The 23,878-nt window shown below is 53.7% G+C and carries 21 protein-coding genes; 7 read left to right on the top strand and 14 right to left on the bottom strand.

All coding sequences use genetic code 11. From position 1 onward, the window contains the following. Window positions 1–4 precede the first annotated feature (4 nt). The 3 genes from ACUVOF_RS17635 to ACUVOF_RS17625 form a co-directional block, all read right to left on the bottom strand. The gene (locus ACUVOF_RS17635) at window positions 5–1,186 is read right to left on the bottom strand and encodes a vWA domain-containing protein (protein WP_009287016.1); all 1,182 of its coding nucleotides are present in this window, start codon (window positions 1,184–1,186) and stop codon (window positions 5–7) included. A gap of 3 nt (window positions 1,187–1,189) precedes the next feature. Beyond that, complete coding sequence (locus ACUVOF_RS17630; RefSeq protein ID WP_447045567.1) at window positions 1,190–2,044, bottom strand: AAA family ATPase; 855 nt, start codon at window positions 2,042–2,044, stop codon at window positions 1,190–1,192. A 122-nt stretch (window positions 2,045–2,166) separates the two neighbouring features. Further along, a complete protein-coding gene (locus ACUVOF_RS17625) occupies window positions 2,167–4,149 on the bottom strand; it encodes a sigma-54-dependent Fis family transcriptional regulator (protein ID WP_447045566.1) in 1,983 nt (660 codons plus the stop codon). Window positions 4,150–4,436: 287 nt separating this feature from the next. Between ACUVOF_RS17625 and ACUVOF_RS17620 the strand changes: the two genes are divergently transcribed. From ACUVOF_RS17620 to ACUVOF_RS17610, 3 genes are all read left to right on the top strand, one after another. Beyond that, a complete protein-coding gene (locus ACUVOF_RS17620; RefSeq protein WP_447045565.1) occupies window positions 4,437–6,251 on the top strand; it encodes an NAD(P)/FAD-dependent oxidoreductase in 1,815 nt (604 codons plus the stop codon). A gap of 200 nt (window positions 6,252–6,451) precedes the next feature. Continuing rightward, window positions 6,452–6,628 (top strand): alcohol dehydrogenase catalytic domain-containing protein, encoded by a 177-nt coding sequence (locus ACUVOF_RS17615; RefSeq protein ID WP_447045564.1) that lies wholly within the window; start codon window positions 6,452–6,454, stop codon window positions 6,626–6,628. Window positions 6,629–7,292: 664 nt separating this feature from the next. Then, window positions 7,293–7,889, top strand: coding sequence for an OmpW/AlkL family protein (locus ACUVOF_RS17610; RefSeq protein WP_447045563.1), 597 nt, complete (start codon window positions 7,293–7,295; stop codon window positions 7,887–7,889). Between the two features lie 89 nt (window positions 7,890–7,978). Here ACUVOF_RS17610 and pepQ read toward each other — a convergent pair whose 3' ends face one another. The 7 genes from pepQ to ACUVOF_RS17575 form a co-directional block, all read right to left on the bottom strand. Beyond that, complete coding sequence (gene pepQ, locus ACUVOF_RS17605) at window positions 7,979–9,277, bottom strand: Xaa-Pro dipeptidase (protein ID WP_447045562.1); 1,299 nt, start codon at window positions 9,275–9,277, stop codon at window positions 7,979–7,981. Between the two features lie 63 nt (window positions 9,278–9,340). After that, window positions 9,341–10,252, bottom strand: coding sequence for a LysR family transcriptional regulator (locus tag ACUVOF_RS17600; RefSeq protein ID WP_447045561.1), 912 nt, complete (start codon window positions 10,250–10,252; stop codon window positions 9,341–9,343). 49 nt (window positions 10,253–10,301) lie between these two features. Beyond that, window positions 10,302–11,360 (bottom strand): ABC transporter ATP-binding protein, encoded by a 1,059-nt coding sequence (locus ACUVOF_RS17595; RefSeq protein WP_447045685.1) that lies wholly within the window; start codon window positions 11,358–11,360, stop codon window positions 10,302–10,304. Window positions 11,361–11,377: 17 nt separating this feature from the next. After that, window positions 11,378–12,394 (bottom strand): ABC transporter ATP-binding protein, encoded by a 1,017-nt coding sequence (locus ACUVOF_RS17590; protein WP_447045560.1) that lies wholly within the window; start codon window positions 12,392–12,394, stop codon window positions 11,378–11,380. 7 nt (window positions 12,395–12,401) lie between these two features. Further along, window positions 12,402–13,358 carry an ABC transporter permease gene (locus ACUVOF_RS17585; RefSeq protein ID WP_445532463.1) on the bottom strand — a complete coding sequence of 319 codons (957 nt, stop codon included), beginning with the start codon at window positions 13,356–13,358 and terminating at the stop codon, window positions 12,402–12,404. Next, window positions 13,355–14,404: an ABC transporter permease gene (locus tag ACUVOF_RS17580; protein WP_447045559.1), complete on the bottom strand. Its 1,050-nt coding sequence runs from the start codon at window positions 14,402–14,404 to the stop codon at window positions 13,355–13,357. The genes ACUVOF_RS17585 and ACUVOF_RS17580 overlap by 4 nt, the downstream gene beginning before the upstream one ends. A gap of 188 nt (window positions 14,405–14,592) precedes the next feature. Further along, entirely contained in the window at window positions 14,593–16,173 is a 1,581-nt protein-coding gene (locus tag ACUVOF_RS17575) for an ABC transporter substrate-binding protein (protein ID WP_447045558.1), read from the bottom strand. A 337-nt stretch (window positions 16,174–16,510) separates the two neighbouring features. Between ACUVOF_RS17575 and ACUVOF_RS17570 the strand changes: the two genes are divergently transcribed. Continuing rightward, window positions 16,511–17,035 carry a hypothetical protein gene (locus ACUVOF_RS17570; RefSeq protein WP_447045557.1) on the top strand — a complete coding sequence of 175 codons (525 nt, stop codon included), beginning with the start codon at window positions 16,511–16,513 and terminating at the stop codon, window positions 17,033–17,035. 65 nt (window positions 17,036–17,100) lie between these two features. Here ACUVOF_RS17570 and ACUVOF_RS17565 read toward each other — a convergent pair whose 3' ends face one another. Then, window positions 17,101–17,487 (bottom strand): glutaredoxin family protein, encoded by a 387-nt coding sequence (locus ACUVOF_RS17565; protein ID WP_447045556.1) that lies wholly within the window; start codon window positions 17,485–17,487, stop codon window positions 17,101–17,103. Between the two features lie 267 nt (window positions 17,488–17,754). Between ACUVOF_RS17565 and mpl the strand changes: the two genes are divergently transcribed. The 3 genes from mpl to ACUVOF_RS17550 are packed head-to-tail and all read left to right on the top strand — an operon-like array spanning window position 17,755 to window position 20,453. After that, window positions 17,755–19,185: a UDP-N-acetylmuramate:L-alanyl-gamma-D-glutamyl-meso-diaminopimelate ligase gene (gene mpl / locus ACUVOF_RS17560; protein WP_447045555.1), complete on the top strand. Its 1,431-nt coding sequence runs from the start codon at window positions 17,755–17,757 to the stop codon at window positions 19,183–19,185. Then, on the top strand, window positions 19,182–19,826 hold the full coding sequence (locus ACUVOF_RS17555) for a flavin prenyltransferase UbiX (protein WP_447045554.1): 645 nt from the start codon (window positions 19,182–19,184) through the stop codon (window positions 19,824–19,826). The genes mpl and ACUVOF_RS17555 overlap by 4 nt, the downstream gene beginning before the upstream one ends. Window positions 19,827–19,829: 3 nt before the next feature. Then, a complete protein-coding gene (locus ACUVOF_RS17550) occupies window positions 19,830–20,453 on the top strand; it encodes a LysE family translocator (RefSeq protein ID WP_447045553.1) in 624 nt (207 codons plus the stop codon). An 18-nt stretch (window positions 20,454–20,471) separates the two neighbouring features. On the opposite strand, the gene ACUVOF_RS17545 is transcribed toward ACUVOF_RS17550, so the two are convergent. From ACUVOF_RS17545 to ACUVOF_RS17535, 3 genes are read right to left on the bottom strand one after another with little or no spacing between them, the layout of a single operon-like run. After that, the gene (locus tag ACUVOF_RS17545) at window positions 20,472–21,869 is read right to left on the bottom strand and encodes a bifunctional DedA family/phosphatase PAP2 family protein (RefSeq protein ID WP_447045552.1); all 1,398 of its coding nucleotides are present in this window, start codon (window positions 21,867–21,869) and stop codon (window positions 20,472–20,474) included. A 42-nt stretch (window positions 21,870–21,911) separates the two neighbouring features. Beyond that, window positions 21,912–22,844, bottom strand: a complete 933-nt coding sequence (locus ACUVOF_RS17540; RefSeq protein ID WP_447045551.1) for a GGDEF domain-containing protein — start codon at window positions 22,842–22,844, stop codon at window positions 21,912–21,914. Next, window positions 22,841–23,695 carry a hypothetical protein gene (locus ACUVOF_RS17535; RefSeq protein ID WP_447045550.1) on the bottom strand — a complete coding sequence of 285 codons (855 nt, stop codon included), beginning with the start codon at window positions 23,693–23,695 and terminating at the stop codon, window positions 22,841–22,843. The genes ACUVOF_RS17540 and ACUVOF_RS17535 overlap by 4 nt, the downstream gene beginning before the upstream one ends. Between the last annotated feature and the right edge of the window lie 183 nt (window positions 23,696–23,878).

Here is a 23,878-nt window from a genome sequence, read left to right as displayed (position 1 = left end):
CCGACTACTTCTTTGCTAGCTCGCGCATGGCGGTTTCCAGGCCCTCCATGGTCATGGGGTACATGCGGTCATCGATGATCTCGCGAATCAGTTGGGTAGAGTAGGTGTACTCCCAGGCCCGGGGCGGCATCGGGTTAAGCCACGCCAGGCGGGGAAACGTTTCGCATAAACGCTTCAGCCACACGCCACCCGCTTCGTCGTTAAAGTGCTCAACGCTGCCGCCTGGGTGGGTGACTTCATAGGGAGACATGGCCGCATCGCCGACAATCACTACCTGGTAATCCGCACCGTAGGTGTGCAATACATCCATGGTCGGGATGCGTTCATTACCCCGGCGCATGTTGTTACGCCAAACCCCTTCGTAAAGGCAGTTATGAAAGTAGTAGTGCTCCAGATGCTTGAACTCTGAGCGGGCGGCAGAGAACAGCTCTTCGCAGACGCGAATATGGTCATCCATCGAGCCGCCCACATCCAAAAACAGCAGCACCTTCACCGCGTTATGGCGCTCTGGGCGCATCTGCACGTTGAGGAGGCCGGCGTCCTTGGCGGTTTCACGGATGGTGCTATCCACGTCAAACTCATCTAACGCCCCTTGGCGGGCAAACTTGCGCAGGCGGCGCAGCGCCATTTTGATGTTGCGCGTGCCTAACTCCAGAGAATCATCGTAATCACGGAAGCGCCGCTCGTCCCAGACCTTGGTGGCACGGCGGTGACGAGAGCCATCCTGACCAATACGAATGCCCTCCGGGTTGTAACCGTAGGCGCCAAAGGGACTGGTGCCGCCGGTACCGATCCATTTATTGCCCCCCGCGTGGCGCTCTTTTTGCTCCTCCAGGCGTTTTTTAAACGTCTCAATGAGTTCTTCAAGGCCACCCAGAGATTCGATTTTGGCTTTCTCTTCGTCGGTAAGCTGCTTCTCAAATTCCCGGCGTAGCCAGTCATCGGGGATCAGCGCTTCAATGGCGGCGTCCATGTCCTCAAGGCCTTTAAACCAGGCGGCAAAGGCACGATCAAAGCGGTCAAAGTGGCGCTCGTCCTTGACCATCACCGTGCGTGCCACCTGATAGAAGGCCTCCATATCGGCGAACACTACACCTCGCTCCACCACGGCGTGAAGATCCAGTAGCTCGCGTAGCGATACCGGAACGCCCGCACGCTTTAGTGTTTCAAATAGGCCAATAAACATGACTTAGCGGCCTGTGCCTTTCTGGCGACGAATCATAAACGCCAGGCGCTCAAGCAGTTGGGTGTCCTGCTCGTTTTTGACCAAGGCGCCGGCCATGGGCGGAAGTGCTTTGGACGGATCGCGGTTGTAGAGCGCTTCTTGAGCAATATTGTCAGCCATTAGTAGCTTGAGCCAGTCGACTAGTTCAGACGTGGAAGGCTTTTTCTTAAGTCCGGGGGCTTTACGTAGCTCGAAAAATACCTCTAAGGCTTCGCTGACCAGCCGGGGGGCGATATCCGGGAAGTGCACATCGACAATCGCCTGCATGGTCTCGCGGTCGGGGAACTCAATGTAGTGGAAAAAGCAGCGGCGTAGGAACGCGTCCGGTAGCTCTTTTTCATTATTCGAGGTAATAACAATAATCGGGCGCTGTTCGGCGCGAATGGTTTCGCCGGTTTCGTAAACGTGGAACTCCATACGATCCAGCTCTTGAAGCAGGTCGTTGGGGAATTCGATATCGGCCTTGTCGATCTCGTCAATCAGTAGCACCACCCGTTCATTGGCGGTAAACGCTTCCCATAGCTTGCCGGGCTTGATGTAGTTGGCGACATTCTCTACACCTTCAACGCCTAGCTGAGAGTCACGCAGGCGGCTGACGGCATCGTACTCGTATAAACCCTGGGCCGCCTTGGTGCTGGATTTGATATGCCAGGTAATTAACTGAGTATCGAGAGATTCAGCCAACTCTTCAGCCAGCAGGGTTTTGCCAGTGCCTGGCTCGCCTTTGATCAATAGCGGCCGTTCGAGCACCACAGCCGCGTTCACCGCCTGTTTAAGCGCATCGGTTGCGATATAAGAAGAAGTGGATTCAAACGCCATGGGAGAGCCTCGACTTGTCGGAAGCGGGTTTATAAATGGATAAACGGATTCAAACAAGTGTACGTGAGGGGCGCCCTTAAGGCCAAGGGGAGGCTTCTGCCTTTGATCAACTGTCCATTTTATTACTCCTGCCAATTCGGCGGCACTATGCCTTGGCGCTGCATTTGCCGGTATACGGTAGGCCGCGAAACCCCGAGAGCGCGAGCAACGGCGCTAATGTTCCAGTGGTGCTCCTTGAGCATTTCCAACAGTGTGTGATCGCTGTTGCTACCAGCATTTGCAGTCAGGGAAGGTGCCGGCCGCGTGATGCGTTGGCTAAGGCACTGCTCGGGTAGGTCATGGACGGTTATTTCTTCGCTTTCTGAGGTGGCCAGTGCAAAGGCCAGCGCATTTTTTAGCTGGCGGATATTACCGGGCCAAGCGTAAGCGAGTAGGGCGCTAATGGCATCGGCCCGCAGGCGGGGTGATTGCCTGGTGGCGCGTTCGTGGATGATGTCATCAAAGACGCGGCGGATAACGTAGAGCTTATCGGCGCGGTCGCGTAGCGCGGGAAGGCGCAGCTGAGCCCCGTTAAGGCGGTAATAGAGATCTTCGCGGAACTCGCCCTGTTGGATCATCGCGTCGATGTTGCGATGAGTGGCGGTAATCACCCGGATATCAACCTTTTCAGGTTTATTGGCCCCAAGAGGCATCACTTCTCGCTCGGCCAATACGCGCAGCAGGCGGGTTTGCAAGGCCAGTGGCATATCGCCGATTTCATCTAAAAATAGTGTGCCGCCGTGGGCTTGGGGAATCAGCCCGCGCATACCTTTGGCGCGCCCGCCGGTAAAGGCGCCGGGCTCGTAACCAAACAGCTCGCTTTCGATCAGCGCTTCGGGAATGGCGGCACAGTTTACCGCGATAAAGGGGCCCTTAGATCGGTTGCCGCTGTCATGCAGGGCACGGGCAACAACCTCTTTGCCGGTGCCGGTTTCTCCGCTAATCAGTACATTTACGCTGGCTTCGTTGCGCAACCGCTCAGCCAGCTTCTGCACTTTGCGCATGGCGGGGTCGTCGGCACCGAGGCGTACCAGTGGTTCCGGTAGGCTGGAGGCGAGAGGTTGTGCTTGCTGAGCAGGGCGCGGGCGGCGTGGCTCCAGCAGGCTAATAAAGTAAATGGTGTTGTCGACTCTGGCGCGAAAAGCACGCAGTTGATCGTCGGTGGCGCTATTAATGCTGAGCACATCGGCGATCTCGCACTCGAATAGCTCCCCCAGCATGGGGGTGTGATGGGCTGACCAGGGTGGCCAACGGCGCTGGTGTTCACTTATCAGATCACGACCCACTGCATTGGCGGCAATCACCTGTCCGTTCTCTTCCATGGCGATGAGTCCGCGCCCGTTTACATGCACAAACTCTCGCGAGGTATCCAGGCGCACCATCAGGCAGTCACGGTAACGCTGGAGAAAATAGGCGTCCTCGATCATCCGTGCGTAGAGCGTTACCAGCGAGAGGCTGAAATTTTGGCTCTCATGCTGGGTAGGCGATTGCAGCGCGGAGATATCCAGCACGGCCATGACATTGCCCTGGGGGTCGGCGATGGGCGCGGCAGTGCAGGTAAGCGAAATATGTGAGGCGTCGAAGTGCTCCTGGCGGTGGCAAATAATCGCCTGGCGGTCATGCAGGCAGGTGCCCACGGCACAGGTGCCCGTAAAGCGTTCGTCCCAGTCAGCGCCGAGATAGAGGCCCGCTTTGCGCAGTTGCTGGTCTTGGTTGGAGTCGCCACGAAACTCAACGGTTATCCCGCGGTGATCGGTGAGCAGCAGCACGTAGCCTAGTTGCGCAATTTGCTGATAAAGCTGGTCAACCCCGGCTCTTGCCACGTGCAGTAGTTCATCCACGGATTCCCGGTGCTCGATCAGGATTTGTTGAGGCACCACCCGGGCTGGGCGTGGCTGGGTGGGATCGAGCTGGTACTCGTTTAGGCAGCGCAGCCAGGAGCGTCGAATCGTCGGCTGGGCCGGTAGCTGGGGCATTTCCAATCCTTCGCCGAGCTGGAAAATATGCTCGATATGCTGGCGCTGGACGGATTGCAGCCGTGCAGGTAGAGACGATTGAGTGGGCATGGCGTGGTTCACCGTGGGGCTTGTTATTGTCCTTTCAGCCTATGCACTCTGGCGTGGGTGTCAACGCAGCGCGATTACGCCGTTAGTCGTGCGTTACACCTGTAACGTTGTTTACAACTAGATGTGACAGGTGTACGCCTTGTGCAACGCTTAATCGACAACCATTTTTAAAATTTATTTATATTTTTCATATGTTTATGATTTATCTGAAATGATTGGCACGGCGGGTGCTTAGAGTTGGGTGTCTCACCAGCAATTCAACAATAACAAACAATGGAGTACTCGCTATGTCCGAGATATCGGCACAAACCCAGCAAACCGCCACAGCCACTGTCCAAGGGTGGCTGAGTGATTTTGATAAAGCGCTGCAAGCCCAGGATATTCAGCGTGTTTTGTCGTTATTTAATGAGGAGTGCTACTGGCGCGACTTTGTAACCTTTACCTGGAATTTAAAAACCTGTGAGGGAAAAGATGCTATTCAGGCCATGCTCAATGCCACCCTGGAGAACGTGCGTCCTTCGAACTGGCAGCTAGAAGGCGGAGCGACCCAGAACGGCGATACCAGTGAGGCGTGGTTTACCTTTGAGACAGCGGTCGCCAGCGGCAAAGGTTACCTGCGCCTTAAACACGGCAAATGCTGGACGCTGTTAACCACCATGCAGGCATTGCACGACTTCCCCGAGCCGCGTAACCACAACCGCCCAAAAGGGGCCGAGCACGGCGCCAACAAACAGCGTGAAACCTGGCTAGAGTCACGGGAGCGCGAAGAGGCAGAGCTTGGCTATACCCAACAACCTTACTGCGTGATCATCGGCGGAGGCCAAGGTGGAATTGGCCTTGGGGCGCGGCTGAAGCAGATGGGCATGCCGACCATCATCATCGAGCGAAACGAGCGTGCCGGGGACTCCTGGCGCAAACGCTATAAATCCCTCTGCCTCCACGATCCGGTCTGGTACGACCACCTTCCTTATATTCCTTTCCCAGAGAACTGGCCGGTGTTTGCCCCCAAAGACAAGGTGGGCGATTGGCTGGAGATGTACACCAAAGTGATGGAGCTCAATTATTGGAGTTCCACCGAGTGTCAGAATGCGCGCTTCGATGAAGCCGCAGGGGAGTGGGTAGTAAACGTCAAGCGTAACGGCGAAGAGATCACTTTACGGCCCAAGCAACTGGTGATGGCGACAGGGATGTCGGGAATGCCCAACGTGCCGACATTCCCAGGCGCGGAAAGCTTTGAAGGCGAGCAGCAGCACTCCAGCCAGCATCCGGGGCCGGATGCCTACCAAGGTAAAAAGTGCGTCATTGTGGGCTCAAATAACTCTGCTCACGATATTGCCGCGGCACTCTGGGAGCACGATGCCGATGTGACCATGCTGCAACGTTCATCCACCCATATCGTTAAGTCGGATTCATTGATGGAAGAAGTGCTGGGGCCGCTCTATTCCGAAGAGGCGGTGGCAGGTGGGCTGACCCACGAAAAAGCCGATCTGATCTTTGCCTCCATTCCTTACAAGGTATTGCCCGACTTCCAGCGCCCGGCGTTTGAGGCGATCAAACAGCGCGACGCCGAGTTTTATCAGAAGCTGGAGGATGCGGGCTTTCTGCTCGATTTCGGTGACGATGACTCCGGGCTGTTCTTGAAGTATCTGCGCCGGGGCTCAGGTTATTACATTGATGTGGGAGCCTGCGATTTGGTGGCCAACGGCGATATCAAACTGCGCAGCGGTGTGGGCATTGAGCGCATTAACTCACACTCCATCACGCTCACCGATGGCAGCGAGTTGGAGGCAGATTTGATCGTCTACGCCACCGGTTATGGCTCCATGAATGGCTGGGCAGCCAGGCTTATCTCCCAAGAGGTGGCGGATAAAGTCGGCAAATGCTGGGGCTTGGGCTCTGACACCACTAAAGACCCCGGCCCTTGGGAGGGTGAGCTGCGCAATATGTGGAAACCCACCCAGCAAGAGGCGCTGTGGTTCCATGGCGGCAACCTGCATCAGTCGCGGCACTACTCTCACTATTTGGCGCTGCAGTTAAAGGCACGCATGGAGGGGCTGGAAACGCCTGTCTACGGTCTGCAGCCGGTTTACCATACGTCCTAATAGGAAGGGAAAGCCATGAGTCAGGTGACCAATCAGCAAACTATGCAGGCAGCGGTTTGGTACGCAGCAAAAGATTTACGCGTTGAGCAAGTCCCGGTTCCCACTATCAGCGACTCCCATGAAGTGAAGGTGAAAGTGGCTGCTGTGGTATTTGCGGCAGTGACTTACATGAGTATGCCGGCGGGCCGATTTTTATCCCGATGGGCAAGCCGCACCCCATTAGCGGCGAACAGGCGCCGATCATTATGGGCCATGAGTTCGCTGGGGAAGTGGTAGAGGTCGGCGAGAAAGTCACGCGGGTGAAGGTAGGCGACCGCGTGGCGATTGAGCCGATCCTTTCCCCCAACAAGGATGGCGCTTACCAGATGGAGCGCTAGAACCTCACGCCGCTACTCGGCTTTCACGGACTCTCGGGCGGTGGCGGCGGCTTTTCCGCGTTTACCGTGATGGGTGAGCAGATGGTGGATATCGTGGAGAAGGGGCTTTGAGGCGCTGCTAAACGACAAAGCCCAAGTGAAAATCATGTGACCCCCCAACCACTAATCTGAGGATTCCGAAGCGTAAACAAATGCATATGATGCTTTGTGATGCAAAAAGGCCTCAAAGTGCGCAATGCTGGTGCATTTTGTTTGCTGCAGTGCGTCGGAGGTTGATTCTAGAGAGGTGGTTTTTAATTAAATATATGATTTTTAATGATATTTAAAAAAGTGGCACGCAGATCGCAATATATATGGCAAAGGATGAGTGAATAGAGAGGCGCAATTAACCATCTGGCTTCTTTTCCTTCTTCATCCACGTTGCTACCGGCTGGTAGCAACAAACCGAGTGAGCTGGCGTGCTCCACCTAGGTCCCCTCCGGGGGACTTTTTTTATGTCCGTTAAAAATAAGCAAAAACTTATAGCGCCAAATTACTTATATTAATATTTCACAGGCTATTTGGAAACACTGTTTTTATACTATATACTGTACAGGAAAGTTGAATAGTAATACCGCAATCCCAAGCGCAAGGAACTAGCGCTGCCTAGGAGAGGATGACCCTGATGAGTAATATGAAACTAATTTCTGCCGCTGTAATCACTGCTGGTTTCGCACTAGCCAGTCAAGCGGCCCTTGCTTATAACGCTGGCGATGTATTCGTGCGCGGTGGCGTTGCCCAAACGGATACGGGTTCAGGTAACGGTAATGTGGATGGTGATTCACTTAACGTACAGAGTGCCCGCGGCTTCACCTTCGGTGCTGGCTACCTATTTTCCGATAAGATGGGTGTCGAGCTCAACAGCTCAGAGAAATTTGAGCACGACCTGAACACTGCCTCTGAGGGCGATGTAGGCAGTGTTGATCGTTTACCCATTAACCTGCTGGTAAACTATTACCCAATGGGTGGTTTGGATTCACGCGTACAGCCTTATGTGGGCGCTGGTCTTAACTATACGCGTTTCTCCGGTGAGCCAAGCGGCGTGAGCATAGAAGAAAGTTACGGCGCGATTGGTCAAGTGGGTGTTGATTTGGCGGTGACTGACAACGTCATGCTCAATGGGTACGCGAGCTACGCGGATGTTAATGCTGATATCAACGTTGGCGGAGAAGTCGATATTGAACCAGTAACCGTTGGTGGTGGTGTTACTTACCGCTTCTAAATAAAATTAGTTGTTTAATTGTAAATCAACGCCTAGCCATTCGCTAGGCGTTGTTCGTTTGGGGAAGTTGAAAAGAAGTTACCGAGCACTTAGGGCGTTACGTTACTGAAACCGCTTTCTGTCACCACCACATTGTCTTCGATGCGTATGCCGCCGCAAGGTGAGAGCTGGTCGACTAACGCCCAGTTAATAGGCAGTTTAGTGTTACGCAGCGGGGCGAGTAGCATGTCTATAAAGTAAAGTCCCGGTTCAATGGTTACTACCATGCCAGGGCGCAGCGTACGTGTAAGGCGCAGCGCTGGATGGTTTTCGGGTGCAGGCGCTGGGGAGCCGTCGGGATGACGCAGGCCGGCGACATCGTGCACTTGAAGGCCCAACGAATGACCTAATCCGTGAGGGCAAAAAGCCCGTGTAATGCCTTCAGCAACGGCTTGCTCGGCGGTGCCTTTATACATATCGTGGGCCACCAATATCTCACCAAGGTGGCGATGCATTTGCTCGTGCAGGGCGATAAAGCTAACCCCTGGAGCTATGCCTCTGACCAGTTCCTGTTTTAAATCGTGCATTGCCGAGACCAGTTCGCCAAACACAGCGGGGGCATCGGGGCCAGCGTAAGTACGGGTAATATCGGCGCAGTATCCGCGGAAGCGACGACCCGCATCCACTAGCAGGCTATAACGCTGTTTAGGTGCATTAAGGTCGTAATGTTGGTAATGCAGTACGCCAGCATGTTCATTTAAACCAATAATATTTTGGTAGGGCACGTTTGACTCGCGCTGGCGACTCGCTGCTAAGTATGCCAGTTGAATATCCAACTCACCGGAGGCGCCAATAAAAGCGGCTTGCGCTGCTTGGTGTCCCGCTATTGATAAGCGGTTGGCTTCACGGATACAGGCAATCTCATAAGGTGTTTTAAACAGCCGTAACTCATCAAGTGCCCTAACAATATGCTCAGGCTGACATTGTGCCTTCAATGCTTGCTGTGTACTGGCAGCGAGTTGCCCGATATCGCCAATAACGGCGGCATTGCCGACCATGGCGGGTATGGTCTTTTCGTTGCAAAAATGCATATCGAACTCTGCTACCCAAGGTTCTTCCGGCAAATGTGTGGGTAAATGCCAAAAATCGGCAGGCGCATATAAAAACAGTTGGGGGCGTTTTTCCGGCTGAATTATCAGCCAGCTATATTGCACATCGGCTAAGCCTACCCAGTGCATAAAATGCCCATAGGTCTGAAAAGGAGGCGCATGGTCGTCAGCGAAGTATTCGCTGGCATTACCACTGTAAATAGCCAGACTATCAAACTCGTGGTCATTCAAAATCTCTGCATAAGCGCGCTGTAGATGTGCTACATGATCGCGCTGCAGACTAAAGAGGGTGGTTGGCATGCACAGGTGTCCTTTCTTGAGTGCGGGCTAATCTTGATTAATAACTGAGGCTTAAGTATCCGGTCAGGCACGTGGCGGAGCGAGCTCACTCCAGAATCCGTCAAGTTCCGCGTGATGATGGCTTTGGTGACGATATAGACGGAGTTCCATGGGTACATCCCAGCGGCTATCCCCCGCTCTTACTAATGACCCCTGGGCAAGTTCAGCAGCGACGTTGCGCTCAGGCAGCCAGCTCATACCGTAACCAAGAAGCACCAGCTCTTTAATACCCGCCGCGTAGAGGTTTTCGCTTTGAGCCGTTAGATACGTGCTCTCGGGTAATCTGGCTAAGTGAGCCTTAACCGCAGACCCAAGTAGCCCGCGCTTGGGGTAGGCAAGCCAAGGCGCCGGTTGATGGCGTGACCCTGGCAGCAAAGCACAGGGTTCCCCAGCGGCAGTTAGCCCGGTCACGGGAATCAGTCTTTCGTGTCCGATCACACGGTAGGTGCAGGCACTGGTATCGATATCCAGATCGCAGCGCCCTATAGGCCAGTAGCAAATAGCAAGGTCACACTCGGCCCGTGCCAGGGCTTGAAAATAGTCGTTGGCCACCCAGCCAGTGGCCCGCAGGTAGGGCTGTACACGCTCTTGCCAACCGGTAGATGCGAGCCACTCGGGCAAAAAGTGAGGCAAAAGACTTTGCGGCGCAGCCACCATAATACGCCGCAGCTGGCCGGCATTAATTTCTCGAACACGGTCACGGGTCAGCCGCACTCGCTCGGTCACCTGTTCACACAGGGTTAAAAACTCCTCCCCGGCGGGGGTTAGCGAGAGTGGCAGCGTTTGACGATTAATTAACGTCACCCCCATCTCCTCCTCGAGCAATTTAATCCGCCGGGAGAAGGTGGGCTGTGTGACGTTTTGGTCATCTGCTGCACGCGAGAAATGGCGTGTTCTGGCCAGGGCGATAAAGTCTTCTAGCCAGCGTATTTCCATGCTCTACCCCTCAGCGTTGTTTTCCGCTGTGTTGTGAAAAGCGCCCACCTCATAAACGCCCCTCCTCAACAGCGTGACACGCCACACGCGTGCCGTCATCTTGTGTCTGTAATAGGGGTATTTCTTGCTTGCAGCGTGCATTAGCGTATGGGCAGCGGCCATGAAATACGCAACCGCTTGGCAGGTTAACCGGTGTCGGCACCTCGCCAGTAAGACGAATATGCTGTGGGCGATCATCCTTTAATCGCGGAATCGCCGAGAGCAACGCCTGGGTGTAAGGGTGGCGCGGCTTTTCAAACAATGTTGCCGTGGTAGCAATTTCACATACTGTGCCTAAGTACATGACCGCCACGCGGGTGCCAAAGTGCTCCACCACGGCGAGGTCGTGGGTGATGAACAGATAGGTAAGGTTACGCTCTTGCTGGGCTTCCATCAGCAGGTTGAGTACCTGGGCTTGAATCGAGACGTCGAGCGCGGAAATAGGCTCATCGGCAACGATAAACTCAGGATCCACGGCCAATGCCCGGGCAATGGCGATACGCTGGCGCTGACCACCGGAAAATTCATGGCCAAAGCGCTTGCCCCAATCCGGGTCGATACCTACCGAGCGCATGACCTCTTCAACCTTGTCGAGAACCTGCGGCCGTTTCCAATCCGGATGGTGCAGCCGCAGCGGCTCTTCTAACGTTTGCTGAATAGTCATCCGAGGATTGAGCGACGCATAAGGGTTCTGAAAGATCATCTGCATTCGCTTACGATAAGGCAGCAACTGTCGCGAACTTAAGTTATCAATACGCTTGCCGTCGTAGCGAATCTCACCTTCTGACGGCGTTAAGAGCCCCATTACCGTTCGCGCTACAGTGGACTTGCCACAACCCGACTCGCCTACCACACACAGTGCTTCGCCGCGTTTGATGTCCAGGTTAACGCCGTTAATGGCGTGGACGTGCTCTTGGTGACGAACCAGCTTGCCACCTTTAAAGCGCAGCTGGTCGAGAAAATCGCCCGAGAGAGAAAAGCGCTTTTTCAGATCGCGAATCTGCAGCAGTGAATCCGCGCTCTCTTCGTTCTGACGGGGGGTATGGTTAGGAATACGGTTGTCCGTCATGGCCTCAGCGGGGGCATTCATGAGGTTTCCTCCTTCAAACGGCGATCTTCAAGCATTTCAGCCACCATATGACATGCCACACGGCAGTTGCCGGATTCGACAAAGCCAGGCACTTGCTGCGTACAGGCAGGGCGGGGCTGACCATCGGCACGATTGATAAAATCGCAGCGCGGATGAAACGCGCAGCCGCTGGGCAGGTTTGAGAGCGAAGGCATGCTGCCGCGAATCTGATTGAGCTTTTCGCCGGGCGTGGCCATCTGCGGCAGGGCGTTGATTAGCCCTTGAGTATAAGGATGTTGCGGGTCATTAATAATTTCCCGTGTGGGGCCTTGCTCAATCACCCGACCAGCATACATAACCAGCATACGCTGGGTGACCTGGCTTACCACGCCTAGATCATGGGTGATCAGAATAAGGCCCACATTGTGCTGCTCGCAGAGTTCAAGCAGCAGCGCCATGATCTCGGCCTGAATAGTCACGTCGAGCGCTGTGGTAGGCTCGTCAGCAATGATAATGTCCGGGTCGAGAAGCAGGGCTATCGCGATGATAATGCGCTGGCGCATACCGCCTGAAAGCTCATGGGGATACTGATCCAAGCGCGTATCCGGTGAGGGAATCTGCACCTGACGCAGCTTGTCTAACGCAATCGCGCGGGCTTCTTTAGAAGAGATACGCCGGTGGGCTTTTAGGCACTCAACCATTTGCTCGCCAATAGAAAGCACTGGGTTGAGCGTCATCATCGGATCTTGGAAGATCATCGAAATGCGATTGCCACGCACTTTGCGTAGGCCGCGCTCAGACATGCGGTTAAGCACTTGGCCATCAAAGCTAACCGTGCCGCCCGCAATAAAGCCCGGCTTGGATATCAAGTTGAGGAGCGAGAACGCCGCGACCGACTTACCCGCGCCAGATTCTCCGACAATACCCAGGCGTTCACCACGCTCAAGGGTAAAAGTAATGTCCCGCAGGGCGTGGACTTCGCCTTGGCGCAGCGCGAAGCGGACATCGAGATTGTTGACTTCAAGTAGTGCCATGGTGTCCTCAGCCTTTGTAGAGTCGTGGGTTCATGACATCACGCAGCCAATCGCCAAGTAGATTGATCGACAGCACCAGCACGACCAGCACTGCACCCGGAATCAAGGTGATCCACCAGGAGCCAGACTGGATATAGTCAAAGCCAGACTTAATCAGTGAGCCCAATGAGGGATGCGTTTCCGGCATCCCAAGCCCCAGAAATGACAGTGCCGCTTCAGAAATAATGGCGTTGGCAATCTGTACGGTCGAGATAACAAAGATTGGCGACATGGTGTTAGGTAGCACATGGCGGAACATAATGCGCTTGCTGCGCAGCCCCATTACGCGGGCGGCGTCTACGTACTCTTTATTCTTTTCAGCCAGTACCGAGGCGCGCACGGTACGTGCGTACTGCGGCCATTCGGCCAAGCCAATGATCAGGATCAGCATCATCACCGCGTATTGGCTATAAAAGGCGCTGCCCATGGTGGCCTTGACCAGGGCGCCTACCACGATAGCGACCATCAGGGTCGAGAAAGAGAGTTGAATATCCGCCAGGCGCATCAAAATAGTATCGATGCGACCGCCGAGATAGCCCGCCATAAGACCGAAAGTGACCCCTAACAGAGCCTGTAAAATGACCGCGCCAAAGCCGATCAGCAGGGAAACGCGCGTGCCATATAACACGATTGACCACAGATCCCGCCCTTGGGCGTCAGTGCCTAATGAGTAACGCTCATCGGCACCATCAATCCAAAAAGGCGGCAGTTCTGACGCCATGATATCGATTTGGGCCAGGTCGTAAGGGTTGGTTGGCGCCAGCAGCGGGGAGGCAAACGCGGCGATGACCATACAGATAAACACGGCCAAGCAGAGCTGGGCGGTGCGGTCTCGCTTGAAGCTGTACCACATGTAGGAGTCGCGCAGGCGCTCCCAGCGGCTGGGTGAAGCGCTCGCTGGGGAGGAGTTTGTTGAGGTGCTCATGCGGGCTTCCCAGTCAGTTTAACGGTGGGGTTCACTAGACCGTAGATCAAATCTACAATCGTATTGGTGACCACAAAAATAACGCCGACAATCATTAAGTAAGTCACGATTAGCGGAATATCGGCGCGGTTGATCGCATCTAGAAACATCAAACCCATGCCCGGCCATTGGAAAACGGTCTCGGTTAAAATGGTGTAGGCCACCATGGTGCCGATCTGCACACCACCCACGGTAATCACCGGTAGCATGGTGTTTTTAAGCGCATGAACAAAATAGACACGGCGCATTGATATGCCTTTGGCACGTGCATATTTCACATACTCCGACTGCAGGACCTCCATCATTTCGGCGCGAATCAGGCGGATAAATAGCGGTAACATGATGGAGGCCAACGAGATAGCCGGCAGTACTAAATGCTGTAAACCGTTCCAGGTCGCTAGGTTGGTGTCCCAATTGCCCATCACGTTGACCAGATCATAGCCACGGCCAAAGGAGGGCATATTGCCTTCCGTCGAGAAGAAATCATTCAGCCAAGTGCCCCAGCCGGTACTTTCGGGAAACAGCGTGACCGTCACGCCGATCGCAAAAATTTGAATGAGGACAATGGCAGTCAGAAATACCGGGATTGAGATGCCAATAATTGATACGCCCATAAATAGGCGTGAAATCGGTGAGCGCGGTTTGATCGCGCTATAGACGCCAATGGGTACCGAAAACAGCACAATAATCAGTGTCGCGGCAAACACCAACTCCAGGGTGGCTGGCAAATGGCGAGCAATCACTTCTAACGCCGGTTCGCGGTAAAAATAAGAGTAGCCAAAATCACCTTGAACGGCATTTTTAGCAAAGCGCGCGTACTGCACCAGGAAAGGGTCATTCAGGCCTAAACGCTCACGAATTTCTTCACGTTCACTTTCGGGCACTGACTGGCCAACCATCTGCTGCACGGGGTCACCCAGGTTATCCTGAATGGCGAAGGCCAGCACGCTGATGACAAACATCACCAAAATCGCGTGCATCAGCCGCTTGATTAAAAAGGCAATCATGGCGTACGCCACCTATAATATGAAGGGTTCAACAAAGGAAGTAGGGGCATGTTAAGCAGTGTTCTTACAGACTCGAACCGCCAAACAAAAGGCTTCGCTCCCTAAGCGCTTAGGGAGCGAAGCATCCTTGCGGCTAACTCTCTTGCAATTAATGCTGCAGTGATTGTAATTAATCGACGATGGCGTTCTTAGTTGTCGTTGCGATTAATGACCAAGTCACCCAGGTAGGGGAAGTCAATAGCGTTGACCACCGGCTCGATATCAACACCATCGGCGGCGGCATAAGCCAGGTTCTGCCAATGCAGCGTAATAAAACCAACGTCTTCATACAGCATGGCTTCAGCTTCGCGGAGCATCTCAGCACGCTTCTCAAGGTCGGTTTCGCTATCGGCCTCGGTTACTAGCGCGTCGATCTCTTCGTTGCAGTAGTTGCCGTAGTTGTACTGGCCAGCACCGGTTTCTTCATCGTTACAGAAAGTGAGGTACTGGAAGAAGTTGGCGCTGTCTTCGGTATCGGCGTGCCAGCCGACCATTGCGATGTCCGAGGCACGTTCGTCATATTCCGGCCAGTACTGGGCCAGCGGCATAGTGCGCAGGTTCACGTTGATATTGATTTGAGCCAGCATATTAGACACCGCTTGAGCGATTTGGGCATCGTTCACGTAGCGGTTATTCGGCGCGATCATTTCAACGCTAAAGCCATCTTCATAGCCGGCTTCGGCCATCAACTCTTTGGCGCGTTCGATGTCGTAGCGTGGCGTTAAATCAGGGTTGTAACCTGCATATCCTTCAGGGGAGAGCTGTCCTGCTGGAGTGGCAAATCCACGCATCAGGCGGTCGGCAATGCCTTCCTGGTTGATGGCAAGGTCAACGGCCTGGCGTACGCGGGCGTCCTGGAAAGCCTCAACGCGATCTTCATTAAGCTGGAAGCCAATGATGCGCGTGCCGGGTACTTCAATGAGATTGACGTCTTGCGCTTCACGAACCCGGTCCAAGTCGTTAGGTGGCACTGCGTCGATAAAGTCTACCCCGCCTGACAGAAGGGCGGCTACGCGGGAGGCGTTTTCTGAAATTGGGGTCAGCACGATTTCACTGACGTTACCTTCAGATTCCGTGTCCCAGTAATCCTCAAACCGTTTAAAGTCGACGCGCACACCCTGTCGGCGGTCGGTAACAATAAACGGACCGGTACCTGATACGTTGCGCGAGGCGTAAGAGTTGCCAGCCTTAACGATCTCTGATTTATCATTACCGTTGTCGGTTTCACCGCTATAAAACTTGCTATCCATGGGGAAGATGTAGGTAGCAAGGTTGAGCAGCAGTGGGTAAGGTTCGGTAGTAACGATTTCAACGGTATAGTCGTCGATTGCTTCGGCGCTAGCAATCGGCTCGAAAATCGCCTTATAGTCTGGGCTCTCTTTCAAACGTTCTATAGTCCATACCACGTCTTCTGCGGTGAACTCATTACCGGAATGGAAGGTAACGCCTTCACGCAAGGTCATTCGCGTAGTGGTTTCGTCTACCTGCTCCCACTCGGTGGCTAAGCGCGGCTCAAACTGAAAGTCTTTGGTCCAGCGAATGAGCGGGTCAAATGCCAGGTGGGAAAAGCGCAGCATACCGCCGGAAAGCTGTTCATGAATATCAAGCGTTTCCGGGTCTGCAGCGTAACCAATACGCAGCGTTTCCGCGCTAGCGGTCATCGGCAGTAATGTTGTACCCGCAACCACTGCACCGATAACGGAAGCCAGTAGGGTCTTCTTGAGCGTCATATTCGTTCCCTTGGGTCATTGTTTATTGTTCGTTTTACCACTGTTTTCTTGGTTCAAAACATTCGTAAAAACAAGAAAACGTCAGTAAAACAGACACGGTCAGCTCGTAAGCTATTCTTACAACTAGTTTGTTTTCACCACTAGTCTGATCCTACAACCAAACTGTTATTACAACATAGGCTAACAACATAGAGAGTAGCTATTGCGTCATACAATCGAAATAATGACAGGCATCATTCGTCTGCTGAATGATGAGGCTAATAACGGCATGTAGTCGATTTTGTTTTAGACGAAAGTAGCAGTTTAAAAGTGCCTTAAAATTTAATGGAATAGCCCTATGTGGAAGAAAATTGGAATATTGGCGATAACGTTGTGGCTGCCGATCAGCGGTTTTGCCATTGAGCAAGCTACGCCTGAAAAAGTGCTTCCGGGATTATCTGGGTCGCTGGATGGTGAACCACGTGAGTGGTTTATTTTAAGCTATGGCAATGACTCAAATGCGTCGTTCGTTGAACGGGGCGACGACATTGATATTGATATCACTGGGTTTGTTGATGAAGAGGTTTGGGAAGCCCAGGAAGCCCTCTCGGTTAGCCTGACCATGCGCGAAGAGCAGTTGATCAATACGGTTGTTATTCATCCCCTGGGAGCATCGATGGCTCCGCCGCTTTATACATCTGAAGGGGGAGACGTAGTCGTAACGTTGACGGCCTATGAACGTACCAACCAATGGGTACACGTGGTTGGCAGGATACAAGGAGTGCTGGCGCTGCAAATTGAATTAGGGGAACCGCCGAGCCGGGAGGAGGGCATCGAAATAGATGTGATGTTTGATGTAAAGGCACAAAAAATAGAGTTCTAATCCCCGCGGCCGGCTTCTGCCGACCTCGGTTAAAGTATGCGCGGGTTGCGCCCTACTGGCATTGCTTAGTCAAATTGCTTGTGTAGCCAAGCATTAATCGTATCAGATTCATACATCCACTCTTCCCGCCCGTCGTCGTGGATGATTTTCAGGCAGGGCACTTTGACTTTTCCACCGCCTTCCAATAGGGCTTGCTTATGCTCGGGGTCGAGCTGGGCATCGCGCAGCTCAATGTTCAAACCCAGTCGTGCAATTTCTTTACGTACCTTGATACAAAAGGGGCAGGTACGAAACTGATACAGCGCAAGTCGCTGAGATGTTAGGTCAATATTGGCTTGCTCTTCGGGTGAGCGCTCAACAGCTTTGGGCGTGGATAGCTTTTCCGAAATCAGCATAAACGGGGCAAGCACCACGCGAAGGCCACGAAAAAAGTAGCGAATTAAAATGCGCATCGGAAGGCTCCTTTCGCTGAGGTTTAGGCTTACAACAGCGTGACGAGTGAGAAGAGAGTAATAGCTAACCTTGATAAACGGTGGCCGCATCCTGCAACAACTGAACGGATTTGTCACTTGGTGGACGCTCCGCCGCTACTAATTGCGGTTAGTGGCGATGAGTAGATGAGCAAATCGAGTCAGCATGCTAGGCTATTTGACTATTTTTACGCCATTTTTTTGGCTTTTTCATGATTTAGTTTACTGGCGATTAACGGGGCGAGAGCCATGCATCTGCACATTATAGGTATCTGCGGCACCTTCATGGGGAGCCTGGCGCTGCTGGCGCGTGAGTTGGGGCATCAGGTAAGTGGCTCTGATCAGCATGTTTATCCGCCCATGAGCACTCAACTTGCTGAGGCAGGCATTACCTTGATGGAAGGCTACCGCGCACAGCATCTTTCGCCAGCGCCGGACCGGGTGCCAGACCTTGTGATAGTTGGCAACGCTATGTCACGAGGCAATCAAGAAGTTGAGGCGCTGCTCAATAGCGGTCTGCCTTATACCTCGGGTGCACAGTGGCTAGCGGAACACGTGCTGCCTGGGCGGCGTGTCATTGCCGTGGCGGGCACTCATGGGAAGACGACAACGGCGAGCATATTAGCTTGGCTATTGGAAAGTGCTGGTTTAGCGCCGGGCTTTTTAATCGGCGGTGTACCCCGTAATTTTGGTGTGTCGGCACGTTTGGGTGCGCCTGATGCGCCGTTTGTGGTGGAAGCCGACGAGTACGACACGGCCTTTTTCGATAAGCGTTCCAAGTTTGTTCACTATCGCCCACATATTGCCATACTCAATAACCTTGAGTTTGATCATGCCGACATTTTTCCCGATCTCGACGCTATTGAGCGCCAGTTCCATCATTTGGTGCGTACCGTGCCAAGCCAAGGTTCTTTGTTAGTGGCCGATGAGCAGCCCGCCCTTGAGCGGGTGCTCGGCCAGGGCGTTTGGACACCGGTGGCGCATTTCGGCGACCAGGCCGCGAGCGAATGGCGGTTTATACTAGAGCGCGCCGACGCGAGCCGCTTCCAGGTAATTTATGGCGGTGGCGATGGCCAGGGTAGCGCTCAGGAAGAAGATGGCGTCGTTGAGTGGACACTGACAGGTGAATATAACGCACGCAATGCCCTGGCAGCGCTGGCGGCGGCGCATTTGTGTGGGGTTGATCTAGCGCGTGGCTGTGCGGCGCTGGCGCGTTTTGAAACCCCTAGGCGGCGCCAGGAAGTGCGCGGTGAGGTTAACGGCATTCAGGTAATTGACGACTTTGCCCATCACCCCACGGCCATAGCGGCCACGCTTAAAGGGCTACGTGCGGCCACCACCAAAGGGCGCCTGTTGGCCGTCATCGAACCGCGCTCCAACACCATGCGGTTAGGCGCATTACGAGAACGCCTGGTCGAAAGTGTAGCTGACGCTGACAGTGTCTTTTGGTTTCAGCCAGCAGGGTTAGATTGGTCAATGGAAGAACTCGTCGCCACACAAGGGGCGCATGCTCAGCTGTATAGCGATATTGATACGCTGGTATCGGCAGTGGTCACTCAAGCGTCACCATTAGACCGTATTGTGGTGATGTCTAACGGCGGTTTTGAAGGTGTTCATGAGCGCTTGCTTGCCGCTTTAACGACTGCCCATAAAGCCGATGCTGACGAGGGCCAAGTGTGACCAATCAAACTGAACGGTTATTTAAAAAGCCTATTACCGTCGCCCTTACCGGTGCATCTGGCGCGCAGTACGGGCTGCGTCTGATTGATGTATTGGTAGCGGCAGGCCACGAAGTATGGGTAATGGTTTCAAAAGCTGCGCACATGGTAATTGCCACTGAAACAGAGTGCGAATTGCCCGCACAGCCCCAGCGCTTAGCGCAGGCGTTAAGCGAGCGTAGCGGCGCACAACCGGGGCAAATACGTTGTTTCGGGCGTGAGGACTGGATGGCGCCGGTAGCGTCAGGCTCTGGCGCACCATCGGCTATGGTGGTGTGCCCCTGCTCAACAGGGACACTCTCAGCCGTGGCCACAGGGGCCAGCAATAATTTGATTGAGCGAGCGGCGGACGTGGCGATTAAAGAGCGGCGAACGTTGGTGCTGGTGCCGCGAGAAAGCCCGTTTTCGCCGATTCACTTGGAGCACATGCTGACATTGAGCCGCTTGGGCGTAGTCATCTTACCGGCAGCCCCAGGGTTTTATCACTGCCCGCAAAGTATTGCTGATCTGATTGATTTTATTGTGGCGCGCATCCTCAACCAGTTAGGAATCGAGCACTCGCTGATGCCTCGCTGGGGAGAGATCGGAGATAAGGATGAGTGATCTATGATGTCGTGGGCCACGCTGTCGGTTTTTGTGCCGACGTTTCTATTTGTTTCGCTGACTCCTGGTATGTGCATGACGCTTGCCATGGTGCTGGGAATGACCCAAGGCGTTAAGCGCACGCTGTGGATGATGGTGGGCGAGCTGCTGGGCGTTGGCTTAGTGGCTGCCGCCGCTGGCGCTGGGGTGGCTGCATTGATGCTGCGCCAGCCAGAGCTGTTTGTGTTGTTTAAATGGGTGGGTGGCGCTTACCTGGGCTATTTAGGCATTATGATGTGGCGCTCCCGTGGGCGCATGGCGATTCCTAGCGAGCTGGACGCTGGCCCACCCGCAAGCCCTCTGCAGTTAGCCATGCAAGGCTTCGTCACTGCAGTAGCAAACCCCAAAGGGTGGGCGTTTTTTATGGTACTGCTGCCGCCTTTTTTGGACAGTAATCGTCCATTACCAGGGCAGCTTAGCCTGCTGATCGCGGTGATTTTAACTATCGAGTTCGCCAGTATGCTGGTGTATGCCACCGGCGGTAAAACGTTACGCAATGCACTTGGCAAGAGTGGCAATGTGCGCTTGCTTAACCGCATCGCCGGAACGCTAATGATAGGCGTCGGCCTTTGGCTTGCCTTCGGCTAATAAAGCTGAAATCTAACTCTAAACGGGTGGCAGAAACCCCACGCGAGCGCTAATTAACACTAATGACGTGATGCTTAGCAGAAGCCATGGGCAGGGGCGTAATGGTGGCCGTGGTTGTTGTTGCCAGTGCAAAAATGTGAGCGCACAAACGACCAAGCCTAATAACGCGCCACCCACTAAGTCGCTAAACCAGTGCACGCCAACTACCAGCCGCGATAAAGCCATGGGGAGTGCAAGCGCTAGCGCCATCCAATAGGCCCAAAAACGCTTTTGGCGTGGCATTTCGGCCGCAATAAAGGCTGCCGCTAAGCCAAATAGTACGACAGCGGTTGAAGTATGGGCGCTAGGGTAGGAGAACGATCCCGTAAGGTAGTCGGGGGTATCGGGGCGGGCACGCCCAAACAGCGCTTTGCCTAAAATGTTTAGCACTGCTACGCCAGCAAAAGCACCACACCAGTGCAAGAGTGCATCCCATCGCTTACCTATTAGCATCCATACTGCCCAAGGCAGCGTTATAGCGATAATGCCGAGGGTGTCTCCGATTCGCGCAAAAACATTACCGACTATGTAAGAAAAATCACTCTGTAGGCTTATAACTAGGCGTTGTACAAACAGGTCAAGTTCCAGTGGCGTATCGTGAGCGATGACCAGCAGTGTCCAGCCAGACAAGCTGCCCAGGGCTAACACCAGAAGCAGCAGGGAGGCTAATGGCACATCGCCAGTTTGACTCATGGCTAGCCAGGGCCTGCGTAGCAGCGGCAAACGGCGAATACTGCCAGCTATCATTCGGTAAAGTCGGCCATGCCGTGTCGCTTGATGTCGGCCCCAGGAAAAAATAACGGCGAGCAGGATAATAATGGCGGCGAGCAAGAGTAAAGCTGTCTCTAGGCCGGGCGGTAAATTTAAATGGTGCTGCCAGGTGCGGCCTAATAAGTAGCCAGGCAGTGTGTATGCAGGCGCCCAAAGCGCCGCTGAGGTGATGTTGGCCCAAATGAAAGTGCGTGGTGGCATCCGCATCATACCCGCTACTAATGGGATGATCGGCCGCACGGGACCCACAAAACGACCGATAAAAACCGACCATATGCCATAGCGCTCGAAGAAACGCGCCCCTCGCCCCAGCCATTCTGGATGCTGTGACAGTGGCCACCGCTGAGTGACCTGCTCGCGATGTTTAAAGCCCAGTGAAAAGCTGATGCCATCGCCTAAAATGGCGCCTATAAACGCTGCACCGAGCAACCACGCCAAAGCGATGTCTTGATGTCCTGCCAGCGAGGCCGCCGTGGTGATTAACACCACACCGGGCACTAGTAATCCCACCAAGGCAAGTGATTCCACTAATGAAATTACCAGCACCAAGCAAAGTAAGAGCGGGGGTGAGGGAGTTAACGAGAGGAGCGTATCGGCTAACGGCACAGCCTTCTCCGGCAAAAAGGTGAAAGTGTTAGTACTGTTAGGCTAAACGTTGGCGAGCGTAGCGCCACGTGCTTCAAGACGCTTAACGTAGTGGTCAAAGCACTCCGTTCGATTGGGCAAGCAGGCTGCAATGCGCGCTTCTAGTTGACCGGTTTCTACCAGTACACACCGAGAGAGTGCTCGCTGTAATCGCTCGCGTACCAGTAGGGCTCCACTTTCACTCGTATCCGGCAAAACAAGCCAAAAAGTGGCGTTATCCGCTCGACCAAGTACGTCATGATCACGACACCGACTGTTCACTTCGCTGCACAATGCCCCTAGCAGCGCCGTTTGTGCACGATGTCCAAACTGTTCTCCCGCCATGTCCAGCTGTGGTAGGTGTAATACCAGTAACGCTAGTTGCTGATTAAGCATGGCCGCGCGTTGAAACTCGCTCTGTAAGCGCTCTTTTAGTGTATCAATATGATAGGCGTTGCAGTCACTGTCATTGGGATCGGTAGCACGCAGTAGTGCACGACGTCGAGCATGTTCCCAGCGGGGAAGAGCGAGCAGCAGCGTAAAGGCAACATAGCCAACAATAAAAGCCGGTGGGGCAGAGGCGACTGAAGAGAACAACCACCACAAGGGCCCTGCAGTGATATTAATCAAGAGTGCAGCCCACAGCGGCAATAGTAGAAAAGCGGCAGTAATCGGCAGGCCTAGCCAAATCGGCGAAACCTGTTCCTGGTAATGGAAGGTGCTAAGCACTACTAAGTAGGTGCAGCACAGCAGAACAATGCGCGGCAGGCAGCTTTTAAGCCCAGGCCCGATGTGCATTAGCAGTGCCGACATTAGCAATAACGTCATAAAGGCGGGGATTAGCAGGTCGCTATAGTCTCCCATGGCATAAAGCCACAACGAATAGCCCGCCATTAGTAAAATACTGCCGCTATAGGCGAGCGTCATCAATCGCTTGGAAATATGGTGCTCGGTCATATAGTCTCCTGCACCTGCTCAGTCGGTAGTTTACTCATCTCAAAAACCGAGAGCGTTGCTGGATCGATATTGATTAATTCAAGATGCTCACTGTGAATGTTGTCAGGTAGATCGGCGAGCAGTTGGTTGCGTCGTTGTGCGGCTTCTTTTGGTGAGCGTGAAAGCATTAGTGTGGCCAGCGTTGTGCTATCTAAGCGGTAAACGTTTTCGAAGTCATAGGTTAGCTCGCACAGCTTCTGAGCCGTTGGCCAAAGCTGATGGCGTTTTACATGAAGAATAAATACTTCCGCATGAACACCTTCACGCTCACAACGCGTTTGTTCACGAGTGATATCGCGTAACAGTTGCTCAGCGGCCCATAGATTAAGACCTGGAATTAATCGCAAGCGATGACGAATAGAGCCGTTCATATCGATCAGCTGCTGTGCACTGGATAAAGCAAGTAAGCCAAGTATCAGCAGTGCACAAATCAGTAGAATAAATTCAGAACCGTCCAATAACGGCGCTATCATTACCGAGCTAATCAGCGCTGCGCTGAGATTAAAGGCGGCCACCCAGCTATTTTGTGGCAACATCATCAACGCGGCCCAAGCCCAAATTAAAATACCGTGTCGTTCTGGCGCGGCGGCAATTAAGCTTAGCAGTAGCACGCCGGGCACCATCTGCCATGGCAACCCCCGAGAACGGCGGTGGCTAAAATCGAGCATTAACGCAGTAATGAATAGCCACCCGACTGAAAGCCATAACACGAGAGCCGCCGCAGGGGGAGTGGCGGGGGTCCATAATGCCAAGGCAACGGCAGCGGCTAACAGGTTGGCACGTAGTAGGCGGATTTTGTACTTGCTTTGCATGGTGACTTACTATTCGTCCTGAATAACCAGATGTATCCGAGCAAGTGGGTGCGTGTAGGATGACAAACGTACACAGCACACGTTAGCGCCTTAATCGCCCATAGTATAACGTTGAAATGGCATAACATAAGTACAAACATGTAAACGGCTTTGCTTGAGTGCTTGCCAATCGCAGAGGGCCCT

It is taken from the genome of Vreelandella sp. H-I2, from assembly GCF_052959335.1.
Note: the sequence above shows the minus strand (reverse complement) of the source record. Positions and strands in the feature narration are given on the sequence as shown.

Excerpts from the sequence above, each read along its gene's own strand:
- ACUVOF_RS17635 (WP_009287016.1), bottom strand. The coding sequence starts at position 1,186 with ATGTTTATTGGCCTATTTGAAACACTAAAGCGTGCGGGCGTTCCGGTA.
- ACUVOF_RS17630 (WP_447045567.1), bottom strand. The coding sequence starts at position 2,044 with ATGGCGTTTGAATCCACTTCTTCTTATATCGCAACCGATGCGCTTAAA.
- ACUVOF_RS17625 (WP_447045566.1), bottom strand. The coding sequence starts at position 4,149 with ATGCCCACTCAATCGTCTCTACCTGCACGGCTGCAATCCGTCCAGCGC.
- ACUVOF_RS17620 (WP_447045565.1), top strand. The coding sequence starts at position 4,437 with ATGTCCGAGATATCGGCACAAACCCAGCAAACCGCCACAGCCACTGTC.
- ACUVOF_RS17615 (WP_447045564.1), top strand. The coding sequence starts at position 6,452 with ATGGGCAAGCCGCACCCCATTAGCGGCGAACAGGCGCCGATCATTATG.
- ACUVOF_RS17610 (WP_447045563.1), top strand. The coding sequence starts at position 7,293 with ATGAGTAATATGAAACTAATTTCTGCCGCTGTAATCACTGCTGGTTTC.
- pepQ (WP_447045562.1), bottom strand. The coding sequence starts at position 9,277 with ATGCCAACCACCCTCTTTAGTCTGCAGCGCGATCATGTAGCACATCTA.
- ACUVOF_RS17600 (WP_447045561.1), bottom strand. The coding sequence starts at position 10,252 with ATGGAAATACGCTGGCTAGAAGACTTTATCGCCCTGGCCAGAACACGC.
- ACUVOF_RS17595 (WP_447045685.1), bottom strand. The coding sequence starts at position 11,360 with ATGACGGACAACCGTATTCCTAACCATACCCCCCGTCAGAACGAAGAG.
- ACUVOF_RS17590 (WP_447045560.1), bottom strand. The coding sequence starts at position 12,394 with ATGGCACTACTTGAAGTCAACAATCTCGATGTCCGCTTCGCGCTGCGC.
- ACUVOF_RS17585 (WP_445532463.1), bottom strand. The coding sequence starts at position 13,358 with ATGAGCACCTCAACAAACTCCTCCCCAGCGAGCGCTTCACCCAGCCGC.
- ACUVOF_RS17580 (WP_447045559.1), bottom strand. The coding sequence starts at position 14,404 with ATGATTGCCTTTTTAATCAAGCGGCTGATGCACGCGATTTTGGTGATG.
- ACUVOF_RS17575 (WP_447045558.1), bottom strand. The coding sequence starts at position 16,173 with ATGACGCTCAAGAAGACCCTACTGGCTTCCGTTATCGGTGCAGTGGTT.
- ACUVOF_RS17570 (WP_447045557.1), top strand. The coding sequence starts at position 16,511 with ATGTGGAAGAAAATTGGAATATTGGCGATAACGTTGTGGCTGCCGATC.
- ACUVOF_RS17565 (WP_447045556.1), bottom strand. The coding sequence starts at position 17,487 with ATGCGCATTTTAATTCGCTACTTTTTTCGTGGCCTTCGCGTGGTGCTT.
- mpl (WP_447045555.1), top strand. The coding sequence starts at position 17,755 with ATGCATCTGCACATTATAGGTATCTGCGGCACCTTCATGGGGAGCCTG.
- ACUVOF_RS17550 (WP_447045553.1), top strand. The coding sequence starts at position 19,830 with ATGATGTCGTGGGCCACGCTGTCGGTTTTTGTGCCGACGTTTCTATTT.
- ACUVOF_RS17540 (WP_447045551.1), bottom strand. The coding sequence starts at position 22,844 with ATGACCGAGCACCATATTTCCAAGCGATTGATGACGCTCGCCTATAGC.
- ACUVOF_RS17535 (WP_447045550.1), bottom strand. The coding sequence starts at position 23,695 with ATGCAAAGCAAGTACAAAATCCGCCTACTACGTGCCAACCTGTTAGCC.